Source organism: Afipia felis ATCC 53690, from assembly GCF_000314735.2.
Lineage (GTDB): Bacteria > Pseudomonadota > Alphaproteobacteria > Rhizobiales > Xanthobacteraceae > Afipia > Afipia felis.
The window spans coordinates 181,247-203,374 of the sequence record NZ_KB375270.1 but is presented as its reverse complement, the minus strand read 5'-3'; the positions used below and the strand labels follow the sequence as shown (position 1 = coordinate 203,374).

Sequence of the window (22,128 nt, the reverse complement as noted above, 5' to 3'; positions counted from 1 at the left end):
TGTTCTTACACCCTTATGCTTCTGCTTTGAACGTCCGTCCGAGATCGGAACCTGTTCCGAAATAGTGCCGAAACACATAGAGCAATGGCTGCCATTTCGCGGTGTCGATATGGCTTGTGCCGGGAACAACGACGCTGCGATGCGCATGAACCCGCAGCACCCTGGTCTCGATGATCTGAAAAGCCTCCGGCCGTTCCCGGGGCCAGTCACCTCCCGGATCATGACAGGCCACGACCTCGGCCTCGAACTGGATCGGACATTCCGCGATCCGTAACGGCCTGACCACGGTCGATTCTTGCGGCGTGAAGCCGGACACTTCGAACTTTTCCGGCTCGAATCTGTAACCGATCTTTTCCTTATGAGGAGGAACGGGATTGCGACCGGTCCCGCGCGCGATCGCTTCAACCTTCGGCCAGAGATCCGGCGAGGGAAAATTGATGACGATCTGAGGGTCGCGCACCGCATTCTCCCGGCCTTTGCTTGTCGATGTCATCCCGAGGACGACGCGATCGAATAGCGTCCAGGCCGAGGACATCGGCGAGATGTTCGTCGTACCGTCAGCGTTGAGACTCGTTATCAGCGCGACGGGAGTCCCCACATAGAGAACTGACGGCGTGATCTCGATGTGCCCGGCGTCAGGTTGAGGCATCGCAAGCAATTCGGCACTGTGGGACATCGCAGCTCTCCTATGGAAAGCGCATCATATCCCCCCGAAGCGGATCGACGTTTCGGCCGCGACCGAAGTGTCGACCATATTGCCGTCGTGTTCATGGCAACGCGAACGCTGTTCGGCAACGTGCCGTTCATTCAGTGTCGTCCCCGCGCAAGCGGGGACAACGCAGAGATGATTGCAAACAACAATCCGTTTCAATGCAGCCTGAACTCGCCGTCGATGGCGCGCATCTCCGCGGGCTTGATGAGCTTCGAGTGCGCGACCGTCACCGCGAACAGCGGCCCTTCGAGCTTTGCGCGCCAGAATTCGAGAAAGGCATTCAGCGCGGGAAAGTTCGGAAACAGGTCGTACTCCTGCCAGACATAGGATTGCAGCAGCCAGTGATGATCCGGGCGGCGATAGAGAATCTCCGCCGTGGTCAGGCCATAGCCCAGGAGCTGTTTCCGAAAATCGGGACTGACCGATGTGCCCGATGCCGCCTTCTGCAACGCCATGCCAACCTCCGTAAGGGAGTGCATCCGTGAAGCGGCGGGCCGCCGATGGGCGCGCGGAGCGTTTTTCGAAAGGACCGGTTTTCGAAAACCCGCCCCAGCGTCTGTCTTCGGACTCGTGCCGCCTCAAGGAGCACAGGTGAAATCTGACGCATGAACTTCCGCGATCTCAAGCCTAAAGATTGAATAAACTGTTAATTATCAAGGCGCTAGCAGCAGCGAGGCGGATCTGCTGACAAACGCCGTCATCCAAAGAGATGCGCCAGATAGAACGCAGCACTGGCGGCCAGGCCACCCACCAGCAATGTCTGGAAACCGGATTTCACCACGCTGATGCCCGTCAGCTTGCCTTTGACGCCGCCGAAGACGATCAGCGCAACGCCCGTGCAGACGATCGAGTACAGCAGCGCCGTGCGAAGATCGCCGGAGATCATGTAAGGCACCAGCGGGACCAGACCGCCGACAAGATATGAGACCGCGATGGTTGCGGCGCTGATCGGCGCGCGCTTCGGGTCGGGCTTCTCAAGGCCGAGTTCGAAACGCATCATGAAATCGACCCAGCGTTTCTTGTCCGCGGACAGTGCAGTCACCACCGAGTCCAGTGCCTCGCCCGTGAGTCCATAGCTGCTGAAGATATCGCGCACCTCGGCGACTTCCGCCTCGCGCATGTTGTCGACTTCCCACGCCTCGCGGCGCTCTTCCGAAGCAAAGTGCTCCTGATCGGTCCGGGCCGCGAGATAGCCGCCGAGCCCCATCGCGATGGCGCCGGCCGCGATCTCCGCCAGTCCCGCGGTGACGATGATCTGCGCCGAGGTCACCGCGGCCGAAAGACCTGCAGCCAGCGCGAACGGCACCGTCAGGCCGTCGGCCATGCCGATCACCACGTCGCGCACGGTTTCGGAGCCAAGAAAATGACGTTCGACATGAGGGGTGGCAGGCATGGGTGCGTCTCCGGAGTAAAAGGCACCGCATGCTATATTTAGAATCATTCTAAATTGGAAGAGCGTCTTGCGCCGATGGTCGGCCACCGCTGTTAACGATTTCTGGCAGCCGTCATTTGTGAGTGCCAGAAAATTTGCTAGGACCTCTTGCCTGTTCCGGAAGGCCCGCCTATCTCCCGCCAAGGTCAGCCATGGCACTCCATGAAGCTGACTGCCAATTTAAAGATATACAGCAATTCCAGTATCTTAGGAGGACTGCATGAAATTCCGTCCGCTTCACGACCGCGTCGTGGTCAAGCGCATCGACGCCGAGGAGAAAACCAAGGGCGGCATCATCATTCCCGACAACGCGAAGGAAAAGCCGTCGCAGGGCGAGATCGTCGCCGTCGGCCCGGGTGGCCGCGACGAAGCCGGCAAGCTGATCCCGATCGACCTCAAGGTCGGCGATGTCGTGCTGTTCGGCAAATGGTCGGGCACCGAAGTGAAGATCGATGGTCAGGACGTCCTGATCATGAAGGAAAGCGACATCATGGGCGTCATCACCGATGGCGCTTCGAAGAAGAAAGCCGCCTGAGCGCGTCTCCCCTCACACTGAAGGAATCAATCAATGTCAGCCAAAGAAGTGAAATTCGGCGTTGACGCGCGCGACAAGATGCTGCGCGGCGTCGACATCCTCGCCAACGCGGTGAAGGTCACGCTCGGCCCGAAGGGCCGCAACGTCGTGCTCGACAAGTCGTTCGGCGCGCCCCGCATCACCAAGGACGGCGTCACCGTCGCCAAGGACATCGAGCTTGACGACAAGTTCGAGAACATGGGCGCCCAGATGGTGCGCGAAGTGGCTTCGAAGTCGGCGGACCTCGCCGGTGACGGCACCACCACCGCGACCGTTCTCGCCGCCGCCATCGTGAAGGAAGGCGCCAAGTCGGTTGCCGCCGGCATGAACCCGATGGACCTCAAGCGCGGCATCGACCTCGCTGTGGAAGCCGTCGTCGCGGACCTGCAGAAGAACTCCAAGAAGGTCACCTCGAACGAGGAGATCGCCCAGGTCGGTACCATCTCGGCCAACGGCGACAAGGAAATCGGCGACTTCCTCGCCAAGGCGATGGCCAAGGTCGGCAACGAAGGCGTCATCACCGTTGAAGAAGCCAAGTCGCTCGACACCGAACTCGACGTCGTCGAGGGCATGCAGTTCGACCGCGGCTACATCTCGCCCTACTTCGTCACCAACGCCGACAAGATGCGCGTTGAATTCGACGACGCCTACATCCTCATCAACGAGAAGAAGCTCTCCTCGCTGAACGAAATGCTGCCGCTGCTCGAAGCCGTCGTGCAGACCGGCAAGCCGCTCGTCATCGTCGCGGAAGACGTCGAAGGCGAAGCTCTCGCCACCCTCGTCGTCAACCGTCTGCGTGGCGGCCTGAAGGTTGCAGCCGTCAAGGCACCGGGCTTCGGTGACCGCCGCAAGGCCATGCTGCAGGACATCGCGATCCTGACCGGCGGCCAGGCGATCTCGGAAGACCTCGGCATCAAGATGGAAAGCGTGACCCTGCAGATGCTCGGCCGCGCCAAGAAGGTGATGATCGACAAGGAGAACACCACGATCGTCAACGGCGCCGGCAAGAAGGCCGACATCGAGGCGCGCGTGGCGCAGATCAAGGCGCAGATCGAGGAGACCACCTCGGACTACGACCGCGAGAAGCTGCAGGAACGTCTCGCCAAGCTCGCGGGCGGCGTCGCGGTGATCCGCGTCGGCGGCGCGACCGAGGTTGAAGTGAAGGAGCGCAAGGATCGCGTTGATGACGCGATGCATGCGACCCGCGCTGCGGTGGAAGAAGGCATCCTGCCGGGTGGCGGCGTCGCCTTGCTCCGCGCGTCCGAGCAGCTCAAGCGCATCAAGACCCAGAACGACGACCAGAAGACCGGCGTCGAGATCGTCCGCAAGGCGCTCTCCGCTCCGGCCCGCCAGATCGCCATCAACGCGGGCGAGGACGGCAGCGTCATCGTCGGCAAGGTGCTCGAGAAGGATCAGTATTCGTACGGCTTCGACTCGCAGACCGGCGAATACGTCAACATGGTCTCGAAGGGCATCATCGACCCGACCAAGGTCGTGCGCGCCGCGATCCAGAACGCAGCCTCGGTTGCTTCGCTCCTGATCACCACGGAAGCGATGATCGCCGAACTGCCGAAGAAGAACTCGCCTGCTCCGGCCATGCCGGGCGGCGGCATGGGCGGCATGGATTTCTGATAATCCACGTCATCCCGGACGCGGTGCGGCATTCTTCATGCCGCTCCGCAGAGCCGGGATCTCGCAACGCAACTACGAAATGCAAAACCCCGGCAGCGATGCCGGGTTTTTTTTGTTTGTCTCACTCCCAAAATTTATAATGGGATAACCCCGTTTGGCCGCCTTGCACAGCCATCCGCCCATTGTATTCGATAAGTTTTGGAATCAGCAGGTGATTCGTTACCCAATTATTTGAGGTGAAAATGGCCGAAAACAATTCAACATTGGACACCTGGTTGCCTGTTATTGGCAATTGTCTAGCGTTTCTGTGTCTCGACAAATTTGCAGAGAAGAATCCCGACAAGGCCGACAACGTTTTGAAGAAGGTAAAATTTCTTCAAGGACTTGGCGTTCCCGCAAAGGAGGCTGCAGGTGCTGCTGGCAGCACAGCGGAGTCCGTTCGCGTAATGAAAGCAAAGGGTGGGAAACGTGCCTCAAGAAAATGAAAACGATTGGTTAGAGATCATTGGAAGATCACTTGCTTATTTGTGCATGCAGCAAGCCTCTCAGCACGAGCCAAAACGTGTCGCGGATCTTCCCGCGAGAGTGAAATTTTTGGAGAGCCTTGGAATTTCGACCGCTGATGCAGCCTCCATTCTTGGAACTACTGCAAACTCCGTAAAGACAAACCTCCGTCAGCGAGAGAGGACGAAGAAATCACATGGCAAAAAAAGCAAAGATTGAATCTGCTAAAATTGACACGTTAGAAAAAATTGCCCGGTTATTGGCAGCACTAACAATTAAAGACATGAAAGATGACAAAGCCGCGCTAACTCTTGATGGCGCAGGTTTTGATGCTCGTGAAATCAGTCAAATGCTTCATGTAAACGAAAATTATATTCACGCACTTAAGAGCCGATTGAAGTCGACCAAGAAGAAGAAAGCCATTAGATCATGACAGAAAGCGTTCCAAAGGCGCTGTTGAAACGACTTGAAAGTCGGCTGCAAGTAACACCGCGCCATGTGCATCGACTAATAAATAAGCGTGCTAGCGAGTCATTTGTTTCAAATCGTGCTGGTGCACTTCTTCTCGCTCGAGACCTAAAAATAAATTTTCAACAATTTGCATCTGCGGCTGACTTGGCAGAAATTCGAGGCGCGCCTGCTCCAGCAGTTCATATGACACCGGACGAGATAGCGAGTTCACGGACGCCAAAATCAACACCGTCGGTACCTGCAGCCAAACCAATCAAAATCAAAACGACGAGAAATAACTCAGTTTTTGTCGTTCATGGCCGAGATAGTAAACTAAACGAGGATATGTTCGCTTTGCTTCGCTCCATGGGTCTAAATCCGATGGAATGGAGCAAAGCCATTGCTGCGGCGAAAGGCGCGAATCCTAATGTAGGTGACGTCATCAACAATGCCATGAAACAAGTTCAAGCGGTTATCGTAATGTTTTCGCCTGACGAAGAGGCTCGCTTAAAGTCTAATTTCTGTTCGCAAAAAGAAAAAACGACCGCTGGAAAATTGGCATCTCAAGCGCGACCAAACGTAATTTTCGAAGCTGGGCTAGCTTTGGGTGCACACCCAGACAAGACTTTACTCATTCAAGTTGGCGATACACGCGCAATCAGCGATATCGCTGGGAAGCACATGCTCCATTTATCCAATTCGGCTTCGAGCCGGAAAGAGCTTGCTCAACGTTTATCGAAGTTGAAGTTCAAAGTTGATTTGAGCGGTACTTCTTGGATCACCGAAGGTAATTTTGATCGTTGACCGCTACTTAGGCTTTCGAGCAGTTTTGAGGGTGTAAACGGGGTAGGTCGTACTATTCCAACGCGCCATTTCCTCGTGGCAAACACTGCAATTCGCACTGTCACTGTCTCTGAAGGGAGAACGATGCAACTCGGTCTCATACACCGAACCGCATTTTGGGCACGTAAAATCGTCCCCTTTGTCCGACCCCCAAACTTTGACCATTGCTTGCTCCATTATTGGCGAACTCACCTTATTCCAACTTGACAATTCTTTCTTTAGGTTTATATTCCTATCTATCCCGCCTCACTTGAGGGGCGCTCGCGATCGTCACGAACGCGAGGCGGGATGCGGTGGCTGCGCACGGTGTTCGATGCGCGGGCGATTGATCGGGCGCGGTGCCGAAAGGTCCCGGGCCTTTTTTGTTGCCCGGCTGACGGCGAACATCGCAAGCAGACGGCCCAAGTCGCGTTATCCCGGCGCATCGCCTTGCGCCATGGGGCAGCGCCAGATCTCTCTCCTCGTACAGAGGGAGAGACGCGGCGTGTCAGTCCCCTGGAGCGGTGGTTCAACCCAAGGGTCGAACACCGGGGGTAGACGCGAAGCAAGCCGTTAAAACCATTGCGTGCGGAACGCCGGATGATGCGGCGTAACCGTGGTGACTATGCTCGTGTGCCAAACAACCATTTGCGCACGAGGCTGCGGATGCGTTCGCGCATCCGGCGTTCCGCGCGCCCTCATTCTGTGAGAGCGCAGGATTTATGTTGCCGGGAATTGGGCAAGCCCAACGCCCGGGACGCACACCTCGGGCGCAAAACGCGCCGCGAGAACGCGGGCGTTTATCCTCAACGAACGTGGCTGTTTGACAATCGGATATTGGATTTCGCCCAGAACCCGGCCATGGCGCTTTGGCCTCACTTGGTCTAAGACAACCCCGCTCAAATCCGCCGGGCGGATTTCTTAAAGAGCGCGGCGCGGCCCCATCAGTTTGAGGCCCCTGCTCGATGTTCCCCCGGCCAAACCAAGATCGGCCATTTCGTGACATTCCCGACGACAAGTTCGCCGCTCGCCCGGGCCCTGGCGGAGCGCAACTACGACAAGCTCACCCCCGTGCAGACCGCCGTCCTTGCGAACGAGGCTGCCGACCGCGACCTCCTTGTGTCCGCGCAGACCGGTTCGGGCAAGACAGTCGCTTATGGGCTCGCAATTGCAAAGAATCTTCTGGGCGCTGCGGAACGGTTTCCGCGCGCCGCGGCCCCTCTTGCCCTGATCGTCGCGCCGACGCGCGAACTCGCCCTGCAGGTCCATCGCGAACTGACCTGGCTTTATCACCATGCGGATGCGCGCATCGTGTCCTGCGTCGGCGGCATGGACCCGCGCCGCGAACAGCGCGAGCTTGCCGAGGGCGCTCACATCGTGGTCGGCACGCCGGGACGGCTGTGCGATCATCTGCGTCGCGGCCGCCTCGACATTTCTGAGTTGAAGGCCGTCGTGCTCGACGAAGCCGACGAAATGCTTGATCTCGGATTTCGCGAGGATATGGAATTCATCCTCGAAACCACGCCGGAGACCCGCCGCACATTATTGTTCTCGGCGACATTCCCGCGCGGCATCGTTGCGCTGGCGAAGCAGTATCAGCAGCAGGCCTTTCGCGTCGAGGTCGCGGGCGACGAAGGCGGCCATGCCGATATTGAGTACCGGGCCATCAGGATCGCGGCGAGCGATGTCGAGCATGCGGTCGTCAACGTGCTGCGATTTTTTGAATCGCCGAGCGCTCTGGTGTTTTGCAACACCCGAAATGCGGTCAATCATTTGCAGGTGGCTCTCATGGAGCGCGGCTTCTCGGTGGTCGCCCTCTCCGGAGAACTGACGCAGAACGAGCGCACAAAGGCACTTCAGGCTTTGCGGGACGGGCGAGCCCGTGTCTGCGTCGCCACTGACGTTGCTGCACGCGGCATCGATCTGCCAAAGCTCGATCTTGTCATCCACGCGGACATTCCAAACGATGCCGAGGTCCTGCAGCACCGTTCCGGCCGCACCGGGCGCGCCGGCCGCAAGGGCGTGAGCGTCCTTCTGGTGCCGCCCGCGCGCAGGCGGCGTGCGGAGGTTTTGCTGAATCTGGCAGGCGTCGATGTCGACTGGAGCATGGCGCCGACCGCCGATGAAATCCGCGAACTCGATCAGAAACGCATGCTGCAGGATGATTTGTTCGCGCAGGAAGTGACCGCTGATGATCTGAACCTGGCGCGTGCGTTGCTCGCCGAGCGGTCGCCCGAGGATATTGCCGCTGCACTGGCGCGGCTCTACCGGGCGCGGCTTCCAGCGCCAGAAGACATTCTCGATCCCGGCCAAGACACGCGCCGATCCCGTGACGATCGCGGTCGGGAAAAAGACGGCCGATCGGCGCGCGACGACGATCGTGGTGCCGGATCACAATCGAAGGCGAGGAAGCCATCGCCGCGCCACGGCATGACAGAAGGCAGCGTGTGGTTTCGCGCCGCTATCGGACGCAAGAAGAAGGCAGAAGCCCGCTGGCTCCTGCCGATGATTTGTCGCCGTGGCGGCATCGACAAGCAGGACATCGGCCGCATTCTTATTGGTGACACCAGCACCGAGTTTGAGATTTCCGAGCGCGCGGCAGAGTCGTTCGCCGTTAAGATCCGGCGTCCCGATAAGGAGGACAACATCCGCATTGATCCGTTGGCAGACGCCCCTCGGGATCATGCGCCGTCCGAAAAGCGCCCGCATAAACCCCGGCGCGAAAGCGAGGACACCGGCCACCGCGCGCGTCAGACCGACAAAGCACGTGATGAGAGAAGCGTGAGGCACCACGGCAAGTCTCATTCGGAATTTCACAAGGACGCAGGTTCCAAAAAGAAAAAGCAGCACAAGGACAAGTCCGGCTACGCTGAACAACCGCATCGTGGCAGCGCGTCACCTGCCAAACGCGCATTCGGGAAAAAGGCACCGAAGAAACGTCGCGGCTGATACTTGCGAAGCGGCGCGTGACAACGCCCTACCCCTCCGCGTGCTTCAGGATCCCTTTCAACAGCCCCGGAAACCGCGCGTTGAGGTCCGCCTCGCGCACGCAGTTGAGGTTTTCCACCCCCTGCTTGGTGGTGTGGATCAGCCCGGCCTCGCGCAGCACGCGGAAGTGATGGGACAGGGTCGATTTCGCCATCTCCGGGCAAGGCGCCGCGGCCGAGCACGACAGGCTGCAATTCTTCTTTTCTAGCAATGACTTGACAATGCGCAGCCGCATCGGATCAGCCAGCGCCGCGAGCACGCCTTCGAGCGTGATGTCGTCTTTCGAGGGGTGAACGAACCGTGCCATGAAAAAAATATAGGCGCCCTCTTGAATTGGTTCAATAGTTCAATATTTCCGAACTATTGGAACATCAACCAAGGGTAATTCCCATGAGCAAGACACTGCAAAACAAGGTGGCACTGGTCACCGGAGCATCCAAGGGCATCGGCGCCGAGATCGCACTGAAGCTCGCGGAGCAAGGCGCATCCGTTGCCGTGAACTATTCGTCGAGCAAAAAAGGTGCGGACGATGTGGTGGCGAAGATCACGTCCAAAGGCGGCAAGGCAATCGCCGTTCACGGCAACCTCTCCGACCCGAAGGCCGCGAAAGCGGTGGTGGCGGAGACCGTGAAGGCGCTCGGGCCGATCGACGTTCTCGTCAACAATGCCGGCATCTATGAAATGGCGCCGCTCGAAGGCATCACGCCCGAGCACTTCCACAAGCAGTTCGACCTGAACGTGCTGGGACTCTTGCTGGTGTCGCAGGAAGCGGCCGCGCATTTCAATGCGAACGGCGGCAGCATCGTCAACATCTCGTCCGGCGTCTCGACGCTGACGCCTCCGGGTTCGGCGGTCTACACCGCGACCAAGGCTTCGGTCGATGCGATCACCGCCGTGCTGGCGAAGGAGCTTGCGCCACGCAAGATCCGCGTCAATTCGGTCAACCCCGGCATGATCATCACCGAAGGTGTGAAGGCCGCAGGGCTGGATGAAGGCGACATGCGCCAGTGGGTCGAGTCGATCACCCCGCTCGGCCGCGTCGGCAAGGTCGAGGAGATCGCGAACACTGTCGCCTTCTTCGCCTCTGAAGGCGCGTCCTACATCACCGGCGAAACGCTGCACGTCACCGGTGGCCCGCGATAACACCATTGCAAACGAAAGCCCCGGCATCGCCGCCGGGGCTTATTTTATAACCTGAATGAAGCGTTCAATTTGTCACCCGACGGCATCCCCTGACGCCAATCTGCCGCTCTCCTCATACCGTTGCCGGGTCAGTTCGAACACAACATGCGGCGTCGGGCCGGTCGCATCGCGCAGGAAGGTGCCATCCCGCTTCACGCCGCCGATCTTCTCGACCGCGCGCTGCGAACGCCAATTGGCCTCGCCCACCCAGAAGATCACCGTGTCGACGAACGTGAAGGCATGGTCGAGCATCAGCCGCTTCACCTCGCGGTTGGTCTGCCCGCCCCAGTGATCGCGAATGATGAAAGTCCAGCCGATCTCAACTTCGCTCTGTTGCGCATCATAGCCGAAATAGCGACTCGAGCCGATCAGCCGGCCGCTCACGCGTTCGACAAATACGAACGCCATCTTCGAGGTGATGGCATTGTCGAAAAATTCCCTGAACACAGGCTCGGTATAACGCATGCGGGCGGGATGAAGCTTCCAGATTTCGGGGTCCGCTGCCGCAGCAAAAAGCTCCTGCCAGTCGTCGGGGCGTATCGGCCTGATGACTACGGTTTCGCCAGTCAAAGTGGGCTGAAAGTCGGGCTGAGGCATAGTGTTCGTCCTTGCGTCACGGCTGCAGATCGTACCACGCGACGTGCCCGCGTGGCTCATCACATCATTGTCCGTCGGAACACGTTCACGCAGCTACCGCGTCTCGCCGAGATAACGAAACAGCGTGTCGCGCCACCAGTCGGATTCGGTGACTTGAAGCATCGCGACGTTGAGCGGCTTGCGCAACCGACTGTTGGGCGGCAGCGCGATCGCGTAGCGCTGCGGCTCCAGCATCAGGTCCGTCAGGTCGACCGACGACAGATTCCGCTGGCGGATCGTCCACGCAAGCAACGGGCGATCATAGACGAACGCATCGATCTTCCCGCTCCGCAGCGCCTTCAGTCCCTCCTCCGGCGAAGGCAGAACCGAGTGCACAATGCGAAGACGCGACAGGCCATCTTCCGACGACGTGCCCGCCGGGACGCCGACCCGAATGGACGACAGGTCCGCCACGGAATTGACCATGCCATGCAGCCGCTTCGTCGTCAGCGTCGAGGTAATGCCCGCGGTGAACACCGCGATCGCGATGACGGACGTCACCATCCAGATCATCGCGATGATGCGCCCTGGCAACGTCATGGGCATGATGCCGCCGGCTGCGCGCTGGGTCATCGTATGCGTGGACCACCATACGCCGGACGACAGCCCGCGCACCACGCTGCCGCTGAATCCGTCATTGGCCTTGCGCTCGAACAGCCAGATCAGCGCGCCTGCACTCACTGCGAGGCCAAGCAAGGTCAGCGCCGCCTGCAGAAAGCTCCATGACGCGATCGATTTGATGACCGGGATCCAGTTCGTGATCCGATCCGACTGCACGGCGACGCCGGTGCCCGCGTAAAAATAGGACGCCGTGAAATCGAGTGTCTGCTCGCGCTCTGCCGTCACGCTGATCGCGGAAATTCCGACATCAAATTTGCCGGTTCGCACACCTTCCAGAAGGGTCGGCACCGTATCCGCCTCGACAAAGCGGTAATTCCATTTCATCCGGTCGGCGAGATGTTGCCACAGCTCGATGCTGACGCCTCTCCAATGTCCGCTCTCGTCCTTCATCGCGAAGGGTGGCGCGACCTTGGTGCCGACGACAAGCTCGTGATCGGGAATAACGGAGTGGGTCTGGCCGAAGCCCGGCCTCGGCGACAGCACGCCGATTACGGCGGGAAGCAGTGCGAGCCACAGCACCAGAGCCGACCAATGCCGGAAAACGCAGCTCAGCCGTGAAATGTTCAATTTGTAACCTTTGTCGCCGAAGTGGATTCGGCCATGTTACGGGAACCCGGCGTTTGTGCCAATGCGGCTGCGCGCCCCAACAAGGCAACTTCGACCCTTATGAAAAAGGCCGCTAGCGCGCTTTGGCCTGCTTGCGGGCGAAGTCGCGCGCCGCTCTCGCCTGACAGACGGCAGCAAGGCCGAGGTACATCGTGCCTTCGTTCTTCTTCGCGATATTCTCGCAGCCGGCGAGCTTTTTCCTGTAGGCAGCCTTCATGCCGGCTCTGGCTTTTCCCAAGAACAACGGCTCGCATTTCGCGCGCACGATCTCAGAGAGCGCATTGTCGCCGGACGACCCAAGTTGGCAAATCTCAAGCGTCTTATACGCACGCTCGCAATCCGGAGCAGCGCTTACGGCGGCCTCGACGGCAAGCATATAGCCGCCCGCTTTAGTGATGGCGGCATCGGTGACGGGGCATTGTTCGGCCGCCATTGCGGAAAACGGGGCAAAAGCCATCCCAATCAGCAGGACGTTGAATGCAACAATTTTACGCATTTTCGGATACCCGCGCGCCCTTCACGCCAACATAGACCGGCAAACAAAAGACTCCAATGCAGAAGGCGACGGTATGAATTTCCAGATCGCCTTGATTCCAGCATCACAGACAAATTTTGCGTGGAACGATGCGCACCCTCGTTGGTTTCACCCTGCGTGCCCCTCCGGGCGCTAGGAGGCGCATGCTCGTTCACATCCAGATTCTGAGATTTCTCGCCGCCGCTGCTGTGGTGGCGTTTCATGTCTGGGGCATCGCGCCGGACCATATCAACGTACCTGCCGACACGCCCACACTCGGCCTCTGGCATTTCGGCCACGGGGTCGATCTGTTCTTCGTCATCTCCGGCTTCATTATCTATTACGCAACGCAGGCCGCCGCCGCGCGCGGCAAACCACTCACACCATCAACCTTCCTGCGCCGCCGCGTCGAGCGCATCATACCGTTATATTTCGTTGCGATCCTCGCAATGACGGCGCTTGCAGCGACTCTTCCCGCTATCTTCGATACGCCGGGCTGGTACACGCCGAACCATGTACTCAAATCTCTCGCTTTCGCCTCCTTCACCGACGGCGAGATGCCGGTGGTGTTCGTCGGCTGGTCGCTCGAATACGAGATGTATTTCTATCTCACGCTCGCGCTGCTGATGGCGCTGACGCAGAATGTCTGGCGCACCGTCGTGGTCGCATTCTGCAGCCTCGTGATGATCGGGCAGATTCCCGGTGTGGCGAGCACGCTCGGCCATTACACGTTCTTTACCGATCCGCTGATTCTGGAATTCATCTTCGGCGTGCTTGTCGGCATGCTGTTCGTCCGTGGGATAAGTGGGGAGAAACATACGCGCGCGATGCTGCTCGCAGCCACTTGCACCACAGCCGTGCTGCTGGTGACGGACCCGGCGAACCGCGCGCTGGTCTATGGCCTGCCCTCGGCCGCATTGGTCGCGGCGGCGGCGTGGATCAGCCGTTTGCGTACCAACGCATCGCCGCTAGAGCGCGCATGCGAGCGGCTCGGCGACGCGTCATTCTCCATCTATCTCATTCAGGCACCGCTGGTGGTGTTCGCAGCACAGGGCGTCGCGGCGATATTTCCGCAAATCCATCCGCTCTCGCTAGTCGCGCTGGCAAGCACACTGGTGATCGCGGCGGGGCTTGCACTCAACATCGTGCTGGAGCGCCCCCTGCTCGCGCTGTGCCGCCGCATCGGCAAACCGCATACGAAAGCCGCGATGCAGCTCGCCACATCGACGCGCTGAAAGCGCGAACATGAAATTTTGTCCATCAAGCACGCCTTCGTCATCTTGCCACGCCCGGTTCATCCACCAGTCATCGCGTGTCCGAAACAATGGCAGACGGTGATGATGACTGTCGCCCCACGATCCTTCTTTCCATCCACCAGGGAGATTCAACCATGAAGAAGATTGCTTTCGGATTTGCCGCTGCCCTTGCGCTCGGTTTCGCAGCCCTCGCCGCTCCGGCCTCCGCCGCGCCGGCAGCGGTGCCCGCGCCGGGCCTGACCGATGTTGCGCATCCGGTCGTAACCAAGGCCTATGTGGAGCGCCGCGTCGTCCGTCGCGGTCCGCGCTGCACCGTCCGCAAGATCGTGCGCCGCGGTCCTTACGGGCGTCGCGTCGTCACCACCCAGCGCGTCTGCTACTGATCGCAGCCATAAAAAAGAACGCCACGCTTCACGCGTGGCGTTCTTCGTTTAGGCTTATGCAGAAGACCCGCGCTCAATCGTCGTCATCATCGTCATCGTTACTCCGGCGCGGCGGCAGGTCATAATACCGCTTCGCCGCACGCGCATTCCGCGTCCTTGTGCCCGATGGATAGAATACCGCATAACAGGCTGGGCTCAGCCGCGGTCCCGCCTGCTGAAGACAGTTCGCGATACGGTCGGCATCGGGGATGTAACGCCCGCACAATCGGAAAACATCGGGCGTGCAGGCCTGCCGTTCGTCCGACGTCCCTTGCGCGAAGGCCCATGACGGTGCGCAGAGCAGCATCGAGGCTGCCATCCAGCCGGCGACACGACGAGATCCCAGTCCGAAATCCATGGCGTTCTCCCAAGGCTTACGATGTTGAGCGCCCTGCCCCGCATCAGGTCAGCTAATCACGCTGCCCGCCGTCATGAAAGCCCTACCCCGCGCGAAGGTTCCGCGTCATGCTAGGATGCATCAAAAGCGAATTGAGGAAAAAAGATGTCTCACCGCGTGGAAATCAAGAAGGTCGCTCCGGATGCGATGAAGGCGTTCGGCCCGCTCTATCAGTATATCGGCGCCAGCGGACTCGATCGCGCGCTGGTGGACATGCTTTACATGCGGATTTCGCAAATCAACGGCTGCGCCTATTGCGTCGATCTGCATTGGCGCGACGCCATGAAGGCCGGCGATGACGCGCGCAAATTCAACAGCATCATCACCTGGCGCGAGGCGCCGTTCTTCTCAGAGCGTGAACGCGCGGCCTTGAACTGGGCGGAGAGCCTCACGCATGTTGCCGAGACCGGCGCGCCGGATGCCGACTACGATCAGCTCAAGCCTCATTTCAGCGAGAAGGAAATCGCCGACATCACTGTCGTGATCGCACTGATGAACGCGATGAACCGGATCGGCATCGGCCAGCGGCTTGCGCCACCCGCCAAGGTCGCGGACCACTAGCGCCGGCGCCAGACCAGCAGGTTCGAGATTCCGTAATTCCACACCACGCCCATCAGAGCGCCGGCGACGCCCGCGAGCCACCAGATCGGCTCCTGATTGTAGACCGAGAATGCGACGCCGACATTCGCGAGAAGGCCGACGCTGCAGACGATGTAGAATGCGATCAGACCCTGAACGAGACGCGCACCGCGCAGGCGCTGATCACGATAGGTCAGCCGGTTGTTGAGCAGGAAATTTCCGGTCATGGCGACGAAGGCCGCGGTCGCCTGTGCCACCACGAAGGTCGCGCCTAGCGCGAGTGCAAGGTAAAGCGTCGCGAGGTGCACCAGAAGACCGATGCCACCGACAAAAGCGAACAACAGGAAACGCAGCGAAACGAGATCGCGCGTCAGCTTCGCGAGCACGAGGCCAAGAAAATCCATCACCACAAGCGAGTCGAGCTTACTCTCGCCATGCATCCGCGTGCCGAACGTATAAGGCACCTCGACTGTGCGCAGCCCTCCCTTCGCGGTTGCGATCAGGTCGAGCAAAATCTTGAAGCCCTGCTCCGAAAGCGAAGGCGCCAGTTCCTCGAAGCGGTCACGCCGCACCATGAAGAAGCCGCTCATCGGATCGGCGACCTCGACACGCAACAATCGCTTGGCGATTTCGGTCGCGAATTTGCTGCCGCCCGCGCGGGTGCCTGAAAAGCTGTCGGCATTACCGCCGCCGACATATCGGCTGCCGATGGCAAGATCGGCCTTGCCGTTCCGCAACAGCGCAAGCATGGCGGAAAGGCATGTCTCGTCGTGCTGGAGATCCGCGTCCATCACCGCGACGAACGGCGCGGAGGACGACAGGATACCTTCGATGCAGGCCCCGGATAATCCGCGGCGGCCGATCCGACGAATGCAACGCACCCGCGAATCCGCCTGCGCGAGATTGCGCACGACCTGCCAGGTGTGATCTGGTGAGTTATCGTCGACGAAGACGACCTCAAACGCGACACCATCCAGCGCAGCCTCGATCCGTCTGAACAGCAGCGGCGCGTTATCACGCTCGTTGAAGGTCGGCACCACGATGCACAACTGCGGCGCATCCGTGTGAAGAGACTCCCGAAGAGCTAGCGAAACAGGTCGATCCATGATGGGTCATTGGGTCGGCCTCGCCACAGCGGCAGGGCCATATGGCAGGCACCTTCGCAGCAACACATTGCCAGAAAGGTAACCCGCGCAAATGGCGGTGGCGCAAAGTAAATTTAGGGTTGAAAATAGTAACGACCACGAATGACCAAGGCTGCGCGTACATCCGGCGCTCGCCCCGGGGCGGATCGAATCCGCCAGTCTTTCGTGGCCGTTTCGGCGATGGTGCGGGAGGGGCAACAACACCGCCGTTAGGTGTGAGATGGGGATTAAAACCGGATATTCAAGAGGCCCTTAGCGGGTTTGAAGGAACCACATGGCGCAAAAAGGCAGAATTTACATCGGGATCGGCGGCTGGACCTTCGCGCCGTGGCGGGGCGTATTTTACCCCGAAAAACTCGCCCAATCGAAGGAACTCGGCTACGCGGCCTCGAAACTGACCTCGATTGAGATCAACGGCACCTATTACGGCTCGCAGAAGCCGGCAAGCTTCCGCAAATGGGCCGCCGAAGTACCGGAAGGCTTCGTTTTCTCGCTGAAAGGACCACGCTTCGCCACCAACCGCCGCGTGCTCGCGGAAGCAGGCGACTCCATCAAGCGGTTCTACGATTCCGGCGTGCTCGAACTCGGCGACAAACTCGGCCCGGTGCTGTGGCAATTCATGCCGACCAAGCAATTCGACGCGGCTGACTTCGGTGCGTTTCTCGAACTGCTACCGCGCGAGATCGACGGACACAGGCTGCGTCATGTGGTCGAAGTGCGCCATGAAAGCTTCCAGAACGAGGCCTTCATCGCCCTTCTGAAAGAATTCTCAGTCCCGGTCGTCTATGCCGACCACGCCATCTACCCGGCGATCGGCGACATTGCCGGCGATTTCGTCTACGCGCGACTGCAGACCGGACAGGACAGCGTGAAGACCGCCTATCCTCCAAAGCAACTCGCAGAATGGGCGGAGCGGCTGCAAGCCTGGGCCGACGGCGGCGGGCCGAACGACCTGCCGCGCATCGGCAAGAAGGCTGCGAAGAAAGAGCCACGCGACGTCTTCGCTTACATTATCCACGGCGGAAAGGTGCATGCTCCCGCCGGAGCAATGGAGTTGATCGCTCGCATCACCAAAAAATAGAAGGCCGGGATCATGGCAAGGAAGAAAAAGATTTTTACCATCGGCTATGAGCAGGTCAGCTCCCGCGCAGTTCTCGACGAGTTGGAGCAGGCTGGCGTCAAGCTGCTGGTCGATGTGCGGGCCATTGCCTCTTCACGGCGTGCAGGGTTCTCGAAAAATCAGTTGGCCGCGAGCCTCGACGACCGCGGCATCGGCTACATTCATCTGCGCGGATTGGGAACGCCGAAAGAAGGCCGCGAAGCCGTGCGCAAGGGCGATGTCGGGACGATGAAGAAAATCTACGCCGCGCACCTGAAAACGCTGCAGGCGAAAAAGGAAATGGACGAACTCGCCGGTCTCGTCAAAACCGGGGGGCCAGTGTGCCTGCTCTGCTTCGAGCGCGATCATACCAACTGCCACCGTCACTTCATCGCCGAGATCATCGAAAAGCGCGATCACGTCACCACGGAAAATCTGGTTGCACCGCAACTCTAGATTATCAGATTTTTCTCATCCGTTCCGCAGACGTTCTCACGCCGCCTCTGGACGACGGCAGCACCTGCCGATTTACTCCTATCTGTATTTTTACGTAATCGGTTTCAACATAGCCCGAGAGTCAGGGCATGCGTTGCGTCCGCGGTCTCACCGTTGCGTGGATTGGCGTAACCTCGGTTCTTGCAGAACCGGCGATGGCCGACTCTTTATCTGCGAACGACTGGTTCGCTGCTCCACCTCCAAGCAGTCGTGACGCAACCCTTCTTTATTTCACCGGCGCAGATCTCTGGCACAAAGGCGGCACGGCTTATGGCGGCGCGGTATGGTCGCCCCGTGGACTGGACAAAGACGGCTTCACTCTGAAGGCGCTGCTCGCTGGCGGCGACTATCTCTATCGATCCTCTGGCACGGATATCAAAGGCGCCGATCTGGTCGCATCTATCCTGCCGGGCTACCGCATCAAGCGCGGCGATCTCGAAATCAAGATGTTCGCGGGCCTCGACATCCAGCATCACTGGACGCTGCCGTTCGATCCGTCCAACAAGCTGCACGGGACGCATGCGGGCGCGCGCTTCAACATCGATACATGGTGGGAGCCTCTCCCCGCCCGCATGATGGTGGCCGCGACCCTGACCGGCTCGACCATCGGCAACAATTACGGTGCCCGTGCCGCCACCGGATGGCGCGTGTTCGAACGCTTCTGGTTCGGGCCGGAAATCGAGACCTCAGGCGACCGCACCTATCGGCAATATCGCGCGGGCGCACACGTCACTTCGCTGCAGTTCGGCGGCTTCGAATGGGCCCTCGGCGCGGGCTACGTTCGCGATAACGACAGACGCTCGGGGATGTACGGGCGCTTCAGCCTGCTGACGCGGCGCTAGACGCTATCAGCCGCGCGCGTCACAGGCCCAGGCACGGATCACGCATTCCTTGCCGCCGTAGGCGTAACACTTCTTGCTCGCCGCATTGAGCGCGCTCGAAATACGCGGCTCCACGGCATAGCCGAAGGCGCCACAGGGATTTTTCATGTCGATGGCAAGCGCCACGCAGGCCCGTCGCATTGTCACGACAGTGCACTGACCGTCGCATTGCTTACGGGCGGCCGCGATCGCCGCATTCTGATGTTTGTAATCGAAGGCCTGTCCGTAAGCCCCGCATTTGCCGACAGCAAGTGCGCCTGCTGCATGAGATGGCGCGGCGATTGGGCCGCAAATCAGGATCGCAGCAAAAAACAATCCGGCAAGATGCCGGATCAAGGTGCAAGTCATATCGCTTCCCCCAAGCGGGGACGAAATTACCGGGAACCGGTTTCAACTTGGTGAATGAACTTTCACCGCTTCGCCAGCAGCTTCGCCAGCACGTCGGGGGTATCGACATCGAGGAAAGCGCTGACGCCGGTCGCCGGGACTTCGACGACCATTTCGGCATATTTTTGAACGACATGGCGCGCGCCAATATCGCCTTCGAGCGCCAGCAATTCCTTGAACAGCTTGCGTGACCACAGCACCGGATTGCCACGGCGGCCGTCCGCCACCGGAATGGCGATCAGGCCGTCGCGCTCCGGCGCATAAGCCTCGATCAGCCGGTCGATCAGACCGCTGCCGACGAGCGGCATGTCGCCCAGGCAAACGATCGCCGCGCCGCTGGAAGCAGGCACAGCATTGATGCCGGATTTGAGCGAGGTCGCGAGCCCTTCGGCATAATCAGGATTATGCACGAACGTCACGTCGAGACCCTGCAAGGCTTCCTCGATCTGCTCGTGCTGATGGCCGGTCACGACGACGACGGATTCCGCCCGCGAGGCCAGCGCCTGTTCGGCCGCGATGCGGACCAACGGTTTGCCGCCGATCTTGGCGAGCAGCTTGTTCGGCCCGCCCATGCGCGTCGAGCGACCAGCGGCGAGGATAATAGCGGTAACGTCGGTCTCGATGACTTCCTTTTCCGGCTCGCGAGACTGAGGCCGCGAAATGATTTCCATCAGCAACCCTCCCACGCCCATCGCGGTGATTTCCTTGCGCGTGACCTTGAGGCTGGCGAGAAGCCGCATCAGCACCCAGTCGAAGCCGTTCTCCTTCGGCGAACGGGCGCATCCCGGCGCGCCGAGCACCGGCACGTCGCCGATACGCGCCACCAGAAGGAGATTACCCGGGTCGACCGGCATGCCGAAATGCTCGACCTTGCCGCCGGCTTTCTCGACCGCGGACGGAATGATGTCGCGCCTATCCGCGATGGCGGACGCGCCGAAAATCAGGACCAGCTCGGAGCCAAGACCCAGCAATTCCTCGACTGCAGCCTTGAGCGCAGGTTCACTATGCTGGACGCGCCGCTCGGCGATGATCGACGCTCCCGCGCGGGCGAGCCGCTCCTTTGTCACCTGCACCGTCTTGTCGATCACCTTGGGCGCGAGACCCGGCAGCATCGTCGACACCACGCCGACCCGCTTGACGGAGAACGGCATGATTTTGATCTGGCGCTGCTTCGCGGCGTCCACCGCCTTGTCGTAAACGGCTTGCTCGATTCCAAACGGAATGAGTTTCACGGTCGCGATCATCTCGCCTTCTGCGACAGCCTTGAAGGCCGGCAGCGTGGCGAAGGTGATCGATTCATCGACACGGTTGAGTTCATCGACAGCATCGCGGTCAATCACGAGAATTCCGGGATGCGCGGCGAACAGATTGCAGCGGCCGGTAAACGCCTTCTCGACCTGAATACCTTCGCCCGCGATCATCCGCGCGATGCCCGCGGCAGCAGCGTCTTCCGAGACGTCTCCGTCTTCGAGGCGCGCCACCACGATCTGCTTGATGCCCGCCTGCTCCAGCGCCTCTGCTTCGACGGGCGTAATCAGCGTACCCTTCTTCAGAGTAAAAGAGCTCTGCCGGATCGCATGAACGGCAACACCGCCGATGGCTTCCTTGGGCGAAACGGGTCCGAATTTCATGCTGGAACACTCACACGTGGGGCGTTGATACTGGATGTCGGCAGACGCAAGGCTGCGGTGATCTGCGCCATGACCGACACTGCAATCTCAGGCGGAGACACCGCGCCGATATCCATTCCGATCGGCGAGCGGATGCGCGACAGCGCATTGTCGCTTTCCCCAGCCGCCTTCAGGCGGTCGAGGCGCTTGCCATGGGTTTTACGCGAGCCGAGCGCGCCGATATAGAAGCAATCTCTTCCGAGCGCATGCAACAGCGCGAAATCGTCGATCTTGGGATCGTGCGTCAGAGCCGCCACCGCCGTGTACCGATCGACATTCATCGGCGGCAGCACCGTCTCCGGCCAGTCCGCAATCACACGCACGTCGGGGAAACGCTCGGGCGAGGCAAACGCGGTGCGCGGATCGACGATACAGACATCGTAGCCAAGCGACTGCGCCAGCGGCGCGAGAGTCTGACTGATGTGAACCGCGCCCACGATGATAAGACGCGCCGTCGGCGCATAGATGTTCAGGAACAGATTGTCGTCGCCGACCTGGATCAGTTCGCTCCGGCCCATGCGCAAATGCTTGTCGAGTTCGGCGCGCAACGGATCCTTCTCGATATCGGCGGCCTTGACGAGGCGCTGCTCTCCTGTCGCGATATTGGTAATCACGACGACAGGACGGCGCGCCAGCCGTTCGACATTGAGTTGAGCGAGGGTGTCCTGCTTCACGATCGGTCTTTCGCTTCGATCTTCTCGACGAACACACGGATGGTCCCGCCGCACGACAGGCCGACTTTCCAGGCCGTCTCGTCGGCGACACCGAATTCAAGCAGCTTCGGCGTGCCACTCTCTATCACATCGAGCGCTTCGGTAATCACCGCGCCTTCGACGCAGCCGCCCGACACCGAACCGAGGAACACGCCGTCATCCTTGATGACGAGATTCGAACCCGCCGGGCGCGGCGCCGAACCCCAGGTCTGCACGACCGTCGCCAGCGCGGCGCCATGACCGGCACCGACCCAACTTTCCGCAGCCCGCAATAGATCCTCGTCACGCTCCAACATGATCCGTCCTGCTCTGGAATATTCCTGTATAAATCCCGCAATGACCGGCCCGGATGGCCCGATTATACACACCCCTTGCCGGATTTGGCATCTCACTCTACGCCCATTGGGTCTT

General features: G+C 60.0%; 26 protein-coding genes. 13 read left to right on the top strand and 13 right to left on the bottom strand.

What is annotated here, in order from left to right; translation table 11 throughout:
• Positions 1-13 precede the first annotated feature (13 nt).
• The 3 genes from HMPREF9697_RS01015 to HMPREF9697_RS01005 all read right to left on the bottom strand — a co-directional run bounded on the left by HMPREF9697_RS01015 (position 14) and on the right by HMPREF9697_RS01005 (position 2,105).
• Positions 14-676, bottom strand: a complete 663-nt coding sequence (locus HMPREF9697_RS01015) for a flavin reductase family protein (RefSeq protein ID WP_002715284.1) — start codon at positions 674-676, stop codon at positions 14-16.
• Positions 677-867: 191 nt separating this feature from the next.
• Positions 868-1,167 carry an usg protein gene (locus tag HMPREF9697_RS01010; protein WP_002715283.1) on the bottom strand — a complete coding sequence of 100 codons (300 nt, stop codon included), beginning with the start codon at positions 1,165-1,167 and terminating at the stop codon, positions 868-870.
• Positions 1,168-1,409: 242 nt separating this feature from the next.
• Positions 1,410-2,105 (bottom strand): VIT1/CCC1 transporter family protein, encoded by a 696-nt coding sequence (locus HMPREF9697_RS01005; RefSeq protein ID WP_002715282.1) that lies wholly within the window; start codon positions 2,103-2,105, stop codon positions 1,410-1,412.
• A 259-nt stretch (positions 2,106-2,364) separates the two neighbouring features.
• On the opposite strand from HMPREF9697_RS01005, the gene HMPREF9697_RS01000 reads away from it, so the two are divergent.
• From HMPREF9697_RS01000 to HMPREF9697_RS00980, 6 genes are all read left to right on the top strand, one after another.
• Complete coding sequence (locus HMPREF9697_RS01000) at positions 2,365-2,679, top strand: co-chaperone GroES (protein ID WP_002715281.1); 315 nt, start codon at positions 2,365-2,367, stop codon at positions 2,677-2,679.
• A 33-nt stretch (positions 2,680-2,712) separates the two neighbouring features.
• The gene (gene groL / locus HMPREF9697_RS00995) at positions 2,713-4,350 is read left to right on the top strand and encodes a chaperonin GroEL (protein WP_002715280.1); all 1,638 of its coding nucleotides are present in this window, start codon (positions 2,713-2,715) and stop codon (positions 4,348-4,350) included.
• Between the two features lie 242 nt (positions 4,351-4,592).
• Entirely contained in the window at positions 4,593-4,835 is a 243-nt protein-coding gene (locus tag HMPREF9697_RS20775) for a hypothetical protein (protein ID WP_002715279.1), read from the top strand.
• A gap of 215 nt (positions 4,836-5,050) precedes the next feature.
• Positions 5,051-5,287: a hypothetical protein gene (locus HMPREF9697_RS00990; protein WP_040307757.1), complete on the top strand. Its 237-nt coding sequence runs from the start codon at positions 5,051-5,053 to the stop codon at positions 5,285-5,287.
• Positions 5,284-6,108 (top strand): TIR domain-containing protein, encoded by an 825-nt coding sequence (locus HMPREF9697_RS00985; RefSeq protein ID WP_002715278.1) that lies wholly within the window; start codon positions 5,284-5,286, stop codon positions 6,106-6,108. The genes HMPREF9697_RS00990 and HMPREF9697_RS00985 overlap by 4 nt, the downstream gene beginning before the upstream one ends.
• 1,017 nt (positions 6,109-7,125) lie before the next feature.
• Entirely contained in the window at positions 7,126-9,075 is a 1,950-nt protein-coding gene (locus HMPREF9697_RS00980) for a DEAD/DEAH box helicase (protein WP_002715275.1), read from the top strand.
• 28 nt (positions 9,076-9,103) lie between these two features.
• On the opposite strand, the gene HMPREF9697_RS00975 is transcribed toward HMPREF9697_RS00980, so the two are convergent.
• Positions 9,104-9,421 carry an ArsR/SmtB family transcription factor gene (locus HMPREF9697_RS00975; protein WP_002715274.1) on the bottom strand — a complete coding sequence of 106 codons (318 nt, stop codon included), beginning with the start codon at positions 9,419-9,421 and terminating at the stop codon, positions 9,104-9,106.
• 83 nt (positions 9,422-9,504) lie between these two features.
• Between HMPREF9697_RS00975 and HMPREF9697_RS00970 the strand changes: the two genes are divergently transcribed.
• A complete protein-coding gene (locus HMPREF9697_RS00970; RefSeq protein WP_002715273.1) occupies positions 9,505-10,257 on the top strand; it encodes an SDR family NAD(P)-dependent oxidoreductase in 753 nt (250 codons plus the stop codon).
• 72 nt (positions 10,258-10,329) lie between these two features.
• On the opposite strand, the gene HMPREF9697_RS00965 is transcribed toward HMPREF9697_RS00970, so the two are convergent.
• The 3 genes from HMPREF9697_RS00965 to HMPREF9697_RS00955 all read right to left on the bottom strand — a co-directional run bounded on the left by HMPREF9697_RS00965 (position 10,330) and on the right by HMPREF9697_RS00955 (position 12,655).
• Positions 10,330-10,893, bottom strand: coding sequence for a GNAT family N-acetyltransferase (locus HMPREF9697_RS00965; RefSeq protein ID WP_002715272.1), 564 nt, complete (start codon positions 10,891-10,893; stop codon positions 10,330-10,332).
• Between the two features lie 93 nt (positions 10,894-10,986).
• Positions 10,987-12,120: a transporter substrate-binding domain-containing protein gene (locus HMPREF9697_RS00960; RefSeq protein ID WP_002715271.1), complete on the bottom strand. Its 1,134-nt coding sequence runs from the start codon at positions 12,118-12,120 to the stop codon at positions 10,987-10,989.
• A 112-nt stretch (positions 12,121-12,232) separates the two neighbouring features.
• Positions 12,233-12,655 carry a hypothetical protein gene (locus HMPREF9697_RS00955; RefSeq protein WP_002715270.1) on the bottom strand — a complete coding sequence of 141 codons (423 nt, stop codon included), beginning with the start codon at positions 12,653-12,655 and terminating at the stop codon, positions 12,233-12,235.
• A 182-nt stretch (positions 12,656-12,837) separates the two neighbouring features.
• Here HMPREF9697_RS00955 and HMPREF9697_RS00950 point away from each other — a divergent pair, with 182 nt between their 5' ends.
• Together HMPREF9697_RS00950 and HMPREF9697_RS00945 are read left to right on the top strand one after the other, a co-directional pair.
• Positions 12,838-13,908, top strand: coding sequence for an acyltransferase family protein (locus HMPREF9697_RS00950; RefSeq protein ID WP_002715269.1), 1,071 nt, complete (start codon positions 12,838-12,840; stop codon positions 13,906-13,908).
• 155 nt (positions 13,909-14,063) lie between these two features.
• A complete protein-coding gene (locus tag HMPREF9697_RS00945; RefSeq protein WP_002715268.1) occupies positions 14,064-14,312 on the top strand; it encodes a hypothetical protein in 249 nt (82 codons plus the stop codon).
• A gap of 73 nt (positions 14,313-14,385) precedes the next feature.
• Here the strand turns inward: HMPREF9697_RS00945 and HMPREF9697_RS00940 are convergent, their stop codons facing one another.
• Positions 14,386-14,709: a hypothetical protein gene (locus tag HMPREF9697_RS00940; RefSeq protein WP_002715267.1), complete on the bottom strand. Its 324-nt coding sequence runs from the start codon at positions 14,707-14,709 to the stop codon at positions 14,386-14,388.
• A gap of 144 nt (positions 14,710-14,853) precedes the next feature.
• Between HMPREF9697_RS00940 and HMPREF9697_RS00935 the strand changes: the two genes are divergently transcribed.
• Positions 14,854-15,309 (top strand): carboxymuconolactone decarboxylase family protein, encoded by a 456-nt coding sequence (locus HMPREF9697_RS00935; protein WP_002715266.1) that lies wholly within the window; start codon positions 14,854-14,856, stop codon positions 15,307-15,309.
• On the opposite strand, the gene HMPREF9697_RS00930 is transcribed toward HMPREF9697_RS00935, so the two are convergent.
• Positions 15,306-16,433, bottom strand: a complete 1,128-nt coding sequence (locus HMPREF9697_RS00930; protein WP_040307756.1) for a glycosyltransferase — start codon at positions 16,431-16,433, stop codon at positions 15,306-15,308. The genes HMPREF9697_RS00935 and HMPREF9697_RS00930 overlap by 4 nt on opposite strands.
• A 313-nt stretch (positions 16,434-16,746) precedes the next feature.
• On the opposite strand from HMPREF9697_RS00930, the gene HMPREF9697_RS00925 reads away from it, so the two are divergent.
• The 3 genes from HMPREF9697_RS00925 to bcsS all read left to right on the top strand — a co-directional run bounded on the left by HMPREF9697_RS00925 (position 16,747) and on the right by bcsS (position 18,908).
• Positions 16,747-17,553 (top strand): DUF72 domain-containing protein, encoded by an 807-nt coding sequence (locus HMPREF9697_RS00925; protein ID WP_002715264.1) that lies wholly within the window; start codon positions 16,747-16,749, stop codon positions 17,551-17,553.
• 12 nt (positions 17,554-17,565) lie between these two features.
• A complete protein-coding gene (locus HMPREF9697_RS00920; protein ID WP_002715263.1) occupies positions 17,566-18,027 on the top strand; it encodes a DUF488 domain-containing protein in 462 nt (153 codons plus the stop codon).
• A 128-nt stretch (positions 18,028-18,155) separates the two neighbouring features.
• A complete protein-coding gene (gene bcsS, locus HMPREF9697_RS00915; RefSeq protein ID WP_002715262.1) occupies positions 18,156-18,908 on the top strand; it encodes a cellulose biosynthesis protein BcsS in 753 nt (250 codons plus the stop codon).
• A 6-nt stretch (positions 18,909-18,914) separates the two neighbouring features.
• Here the strand turns inward: bcsS and HMPREF9697_RS00910 are convergent, their stop codons facing one another.
• The 4 genes from HMPREF9697_RS00910 to HMPREF9697_RS00895 form a co-directional block, all read right to left on the bottom strand.
• On the bottom strand, positions 18,915-19,295 hold the full coding sequence (locus HMPREF9697_RS00910) for a DUF4189 domain-containing protein (protein ID WP_002715261.1): 381 nt from the start codon (positions 19,293-19,295) through the stop codon (positions 18,915-18,917).
• 62 nt (positions 19,296-19,357) lie between these two features.
• Positions 19,358-20,965, bottom strand: a complete 1,608-nt coding sequence (locus HMPREF9697_RS00905) for an NTP transferase domain-containing protein (RefSeq protein WP_002715260.1) — start codon at positions 20,963-20,965, stop codon at positions 19,358-19,360.
• Positions 20,962-21,678, bottom strand: coding sequence for an XdhC family protein (locus HMPREF9697_RS00900; protein WP_002715259.1), 717 nt, complete (start codon positions 21,676-21,678; stop codon positions 20,962-20,964). The genes HMPREF9697_RS00905 and HMPREF9697_RS00900 overlap by 4 nt, the downstream gene beginning before the upstream one ends.
• A complete protein-coding gene (locus HMPREF9697_RS00895) occupies positions 21,675-22,013 on the bottom strand; it encodes an XdhC family protein (protein WP_002715258.1) in 339 nt (112 codons plus the stop codon). The genes HMPREF9697_RS00900 and HMPREF9697_RS00895 overlap by 4 nt, the downstream gene beginning before the upstream one ends.
• Between the last annotated feature and the right edge of the window lie 115 nt (positions 22,014-22,128).

Bases quoted from the DNA above. Each gene is read 5' to 3' on its own strand.
- HMPREF9697_RS00975 (WP_002715274.1), bottom strand. From the start codon at position 9,421: ATGGCACGGTTCGTTCACCCCTCGAAAGACGACATCACGCTCGAAGGC.
- HMPREF9697_RS00940 (WP_002715267.1), bottom strand. From the start codon at position 14,709: ATGGATTTCGGACTGGGATCTCGTCGTGTCGCCGGCTGGATGGCAGCC.
- HMPREF9697_RS01010 (WP_002715283.1), bottom strand. From the start codon at position 1,167: ATGGCGTTGCAGAAGGCGGCATCGGGCACATCGGTCAGTCCCGATTTT.
- HMPREF9697_RS00910 (WP_002715261.1), bottom strand. From the start codon at position 19,295: ATGACTTGCACCTTGATCCGGCATCTTGCCGGATTGTTTTTTGCTGCG.
- HMPREF9697_RS01015 (WP_002715284.1), bottom strand. From the start codon at position 676: ATGTCCCACAGTGCCGAATTGCTTGCGATGCCTCAACCTGACGCCGGG.
- HMPREF9697_RS00990 (WP_040307757.1), top strand. From the start codon at position 5,051: ATGGCAAAAAAAGCAAAGATTGAATCTGCTAAAATTGACACGTTAGAA.
- HMPREF9697_RS00935 (WP_002715266.1), top strand. From the start codon at position 14,854: ATGTCTCACCGCGTGGAAATCAAGAAGGTCGCTCCGGATGCGATGAAG.
- HMPREF9697_RS00965 (WP_002715272.1), bottom strand. From the start codon at position 10,893: ATGCCTCAGCCCGACTTTCAGCCCACTTTGACTGGCGAAACCGTAGTC.
- HMPREF9697_RS01000 (WP_002715281.1), top strand. From the start codon at position 2,365: ATGAAATTCCGTCCGCTTCACGACCGCGTCGTGGTCAAGCGCATCGAC.
- HMPREF9697_RS00955 (WP_002715270.1), bottom strand. From the start codon at position 12,655: ATGCGTAAAATTGTTGCATTCAACGTCCTGCTGATTGGGATGGCTTTT.
- HMPREF9697_RS00950 (WP_002715269.1), top strand. From the start codon at position 12,838: ATGCTCGTTCACATCCAGATTCTGAGATTTCTCGCCGCCGCTGCTGTG.
- HMPREF9697_RS00920 (WP_002715263.1), top strand. From the start codon at position 17,566: ATGGCAAGGAAGAAAAAGATTTTTACCATCGGCTATGAGCAGGTCAGC.
- HMPREF9697_RS00945 (WP_002715268.1), top strand. From the start codon at position 14,064: ATGAAGAAGATTGCTTTCGGATTTGCCGCTGCCCTTGCGCTCGGTTTC.
- HMPREF9697_RS00905 (WP_002715260.1), bottom strand. From the start codon at position 20,965: ATGAAATTCGGACCCGTTTCGCCCAAGGAAGCCATCGGCGGTGTTGCC.
- HMPREF9697_RS00985 (WP_002715278.1), top strand. From the start codon at position 5,284: ATGACAGAAAGCGTTCCAAAGGCGCTGTTGAAACGACTTGAAAGTCGG.
- HMPREF9697_RS01005 (WP_002715282.1), bottom strand. From the start codon at position 2,105: ATGCCTGCCACCCCTCATGTCGAACGTCATTTTCTTGGCTCCGAAACC.
- HMPREF9697_RS00895 (WP_002715258.1), bottom strand. From the start codon at position 22,013: ATGTTGGAGCGTGACGAGGATCTATTGCGGGCTGCGGAAAGTTGGGTC.
- HMPREF9697_RS00930 (WP_040307756.1), bottom strand. From the start codon at position 16,433: ATGGATCGACCTGTTTCGCTAGCTCTTCGGGAGTCTCTTCACACGGAT.
- HMPREF9697_RS00970 (WP_002715273.1), top strand. From the start codon at position 9,505: ATGAGCAAGACACTGCAAAACAAGGTGGCACTGGTCACCGGAGCATCC.
- groL (WP_002715280.1), top strand. From the start codon at position 2,713: ATGTCAGCCAAAGAAGTGAAATTCGGCGTTGACGCGCGCGACAAGATG.
- HMPREF9697_RS00925 (WP_002715264.1), top strand. From the start codon at position 16,747: ATGGCGCAAAAAGGCAGAATTTACATCGGGATCGGCGGCTGGACCTTC.
- HMPREF9697_RS20775 (WP_002715279.1), top strand. From the start codon at position 4,593: ATGGCCGAAAACAATTCAACATTGGACACCTGGTTGCCTGTTATTGGC.
- bcsS (WP_002715262.1), top strand. From the start codon at position 18,156: ATGCGTTGCGTCCGCGGTCTCACCGTTGCGTGGATTGGCGTAACCTCG.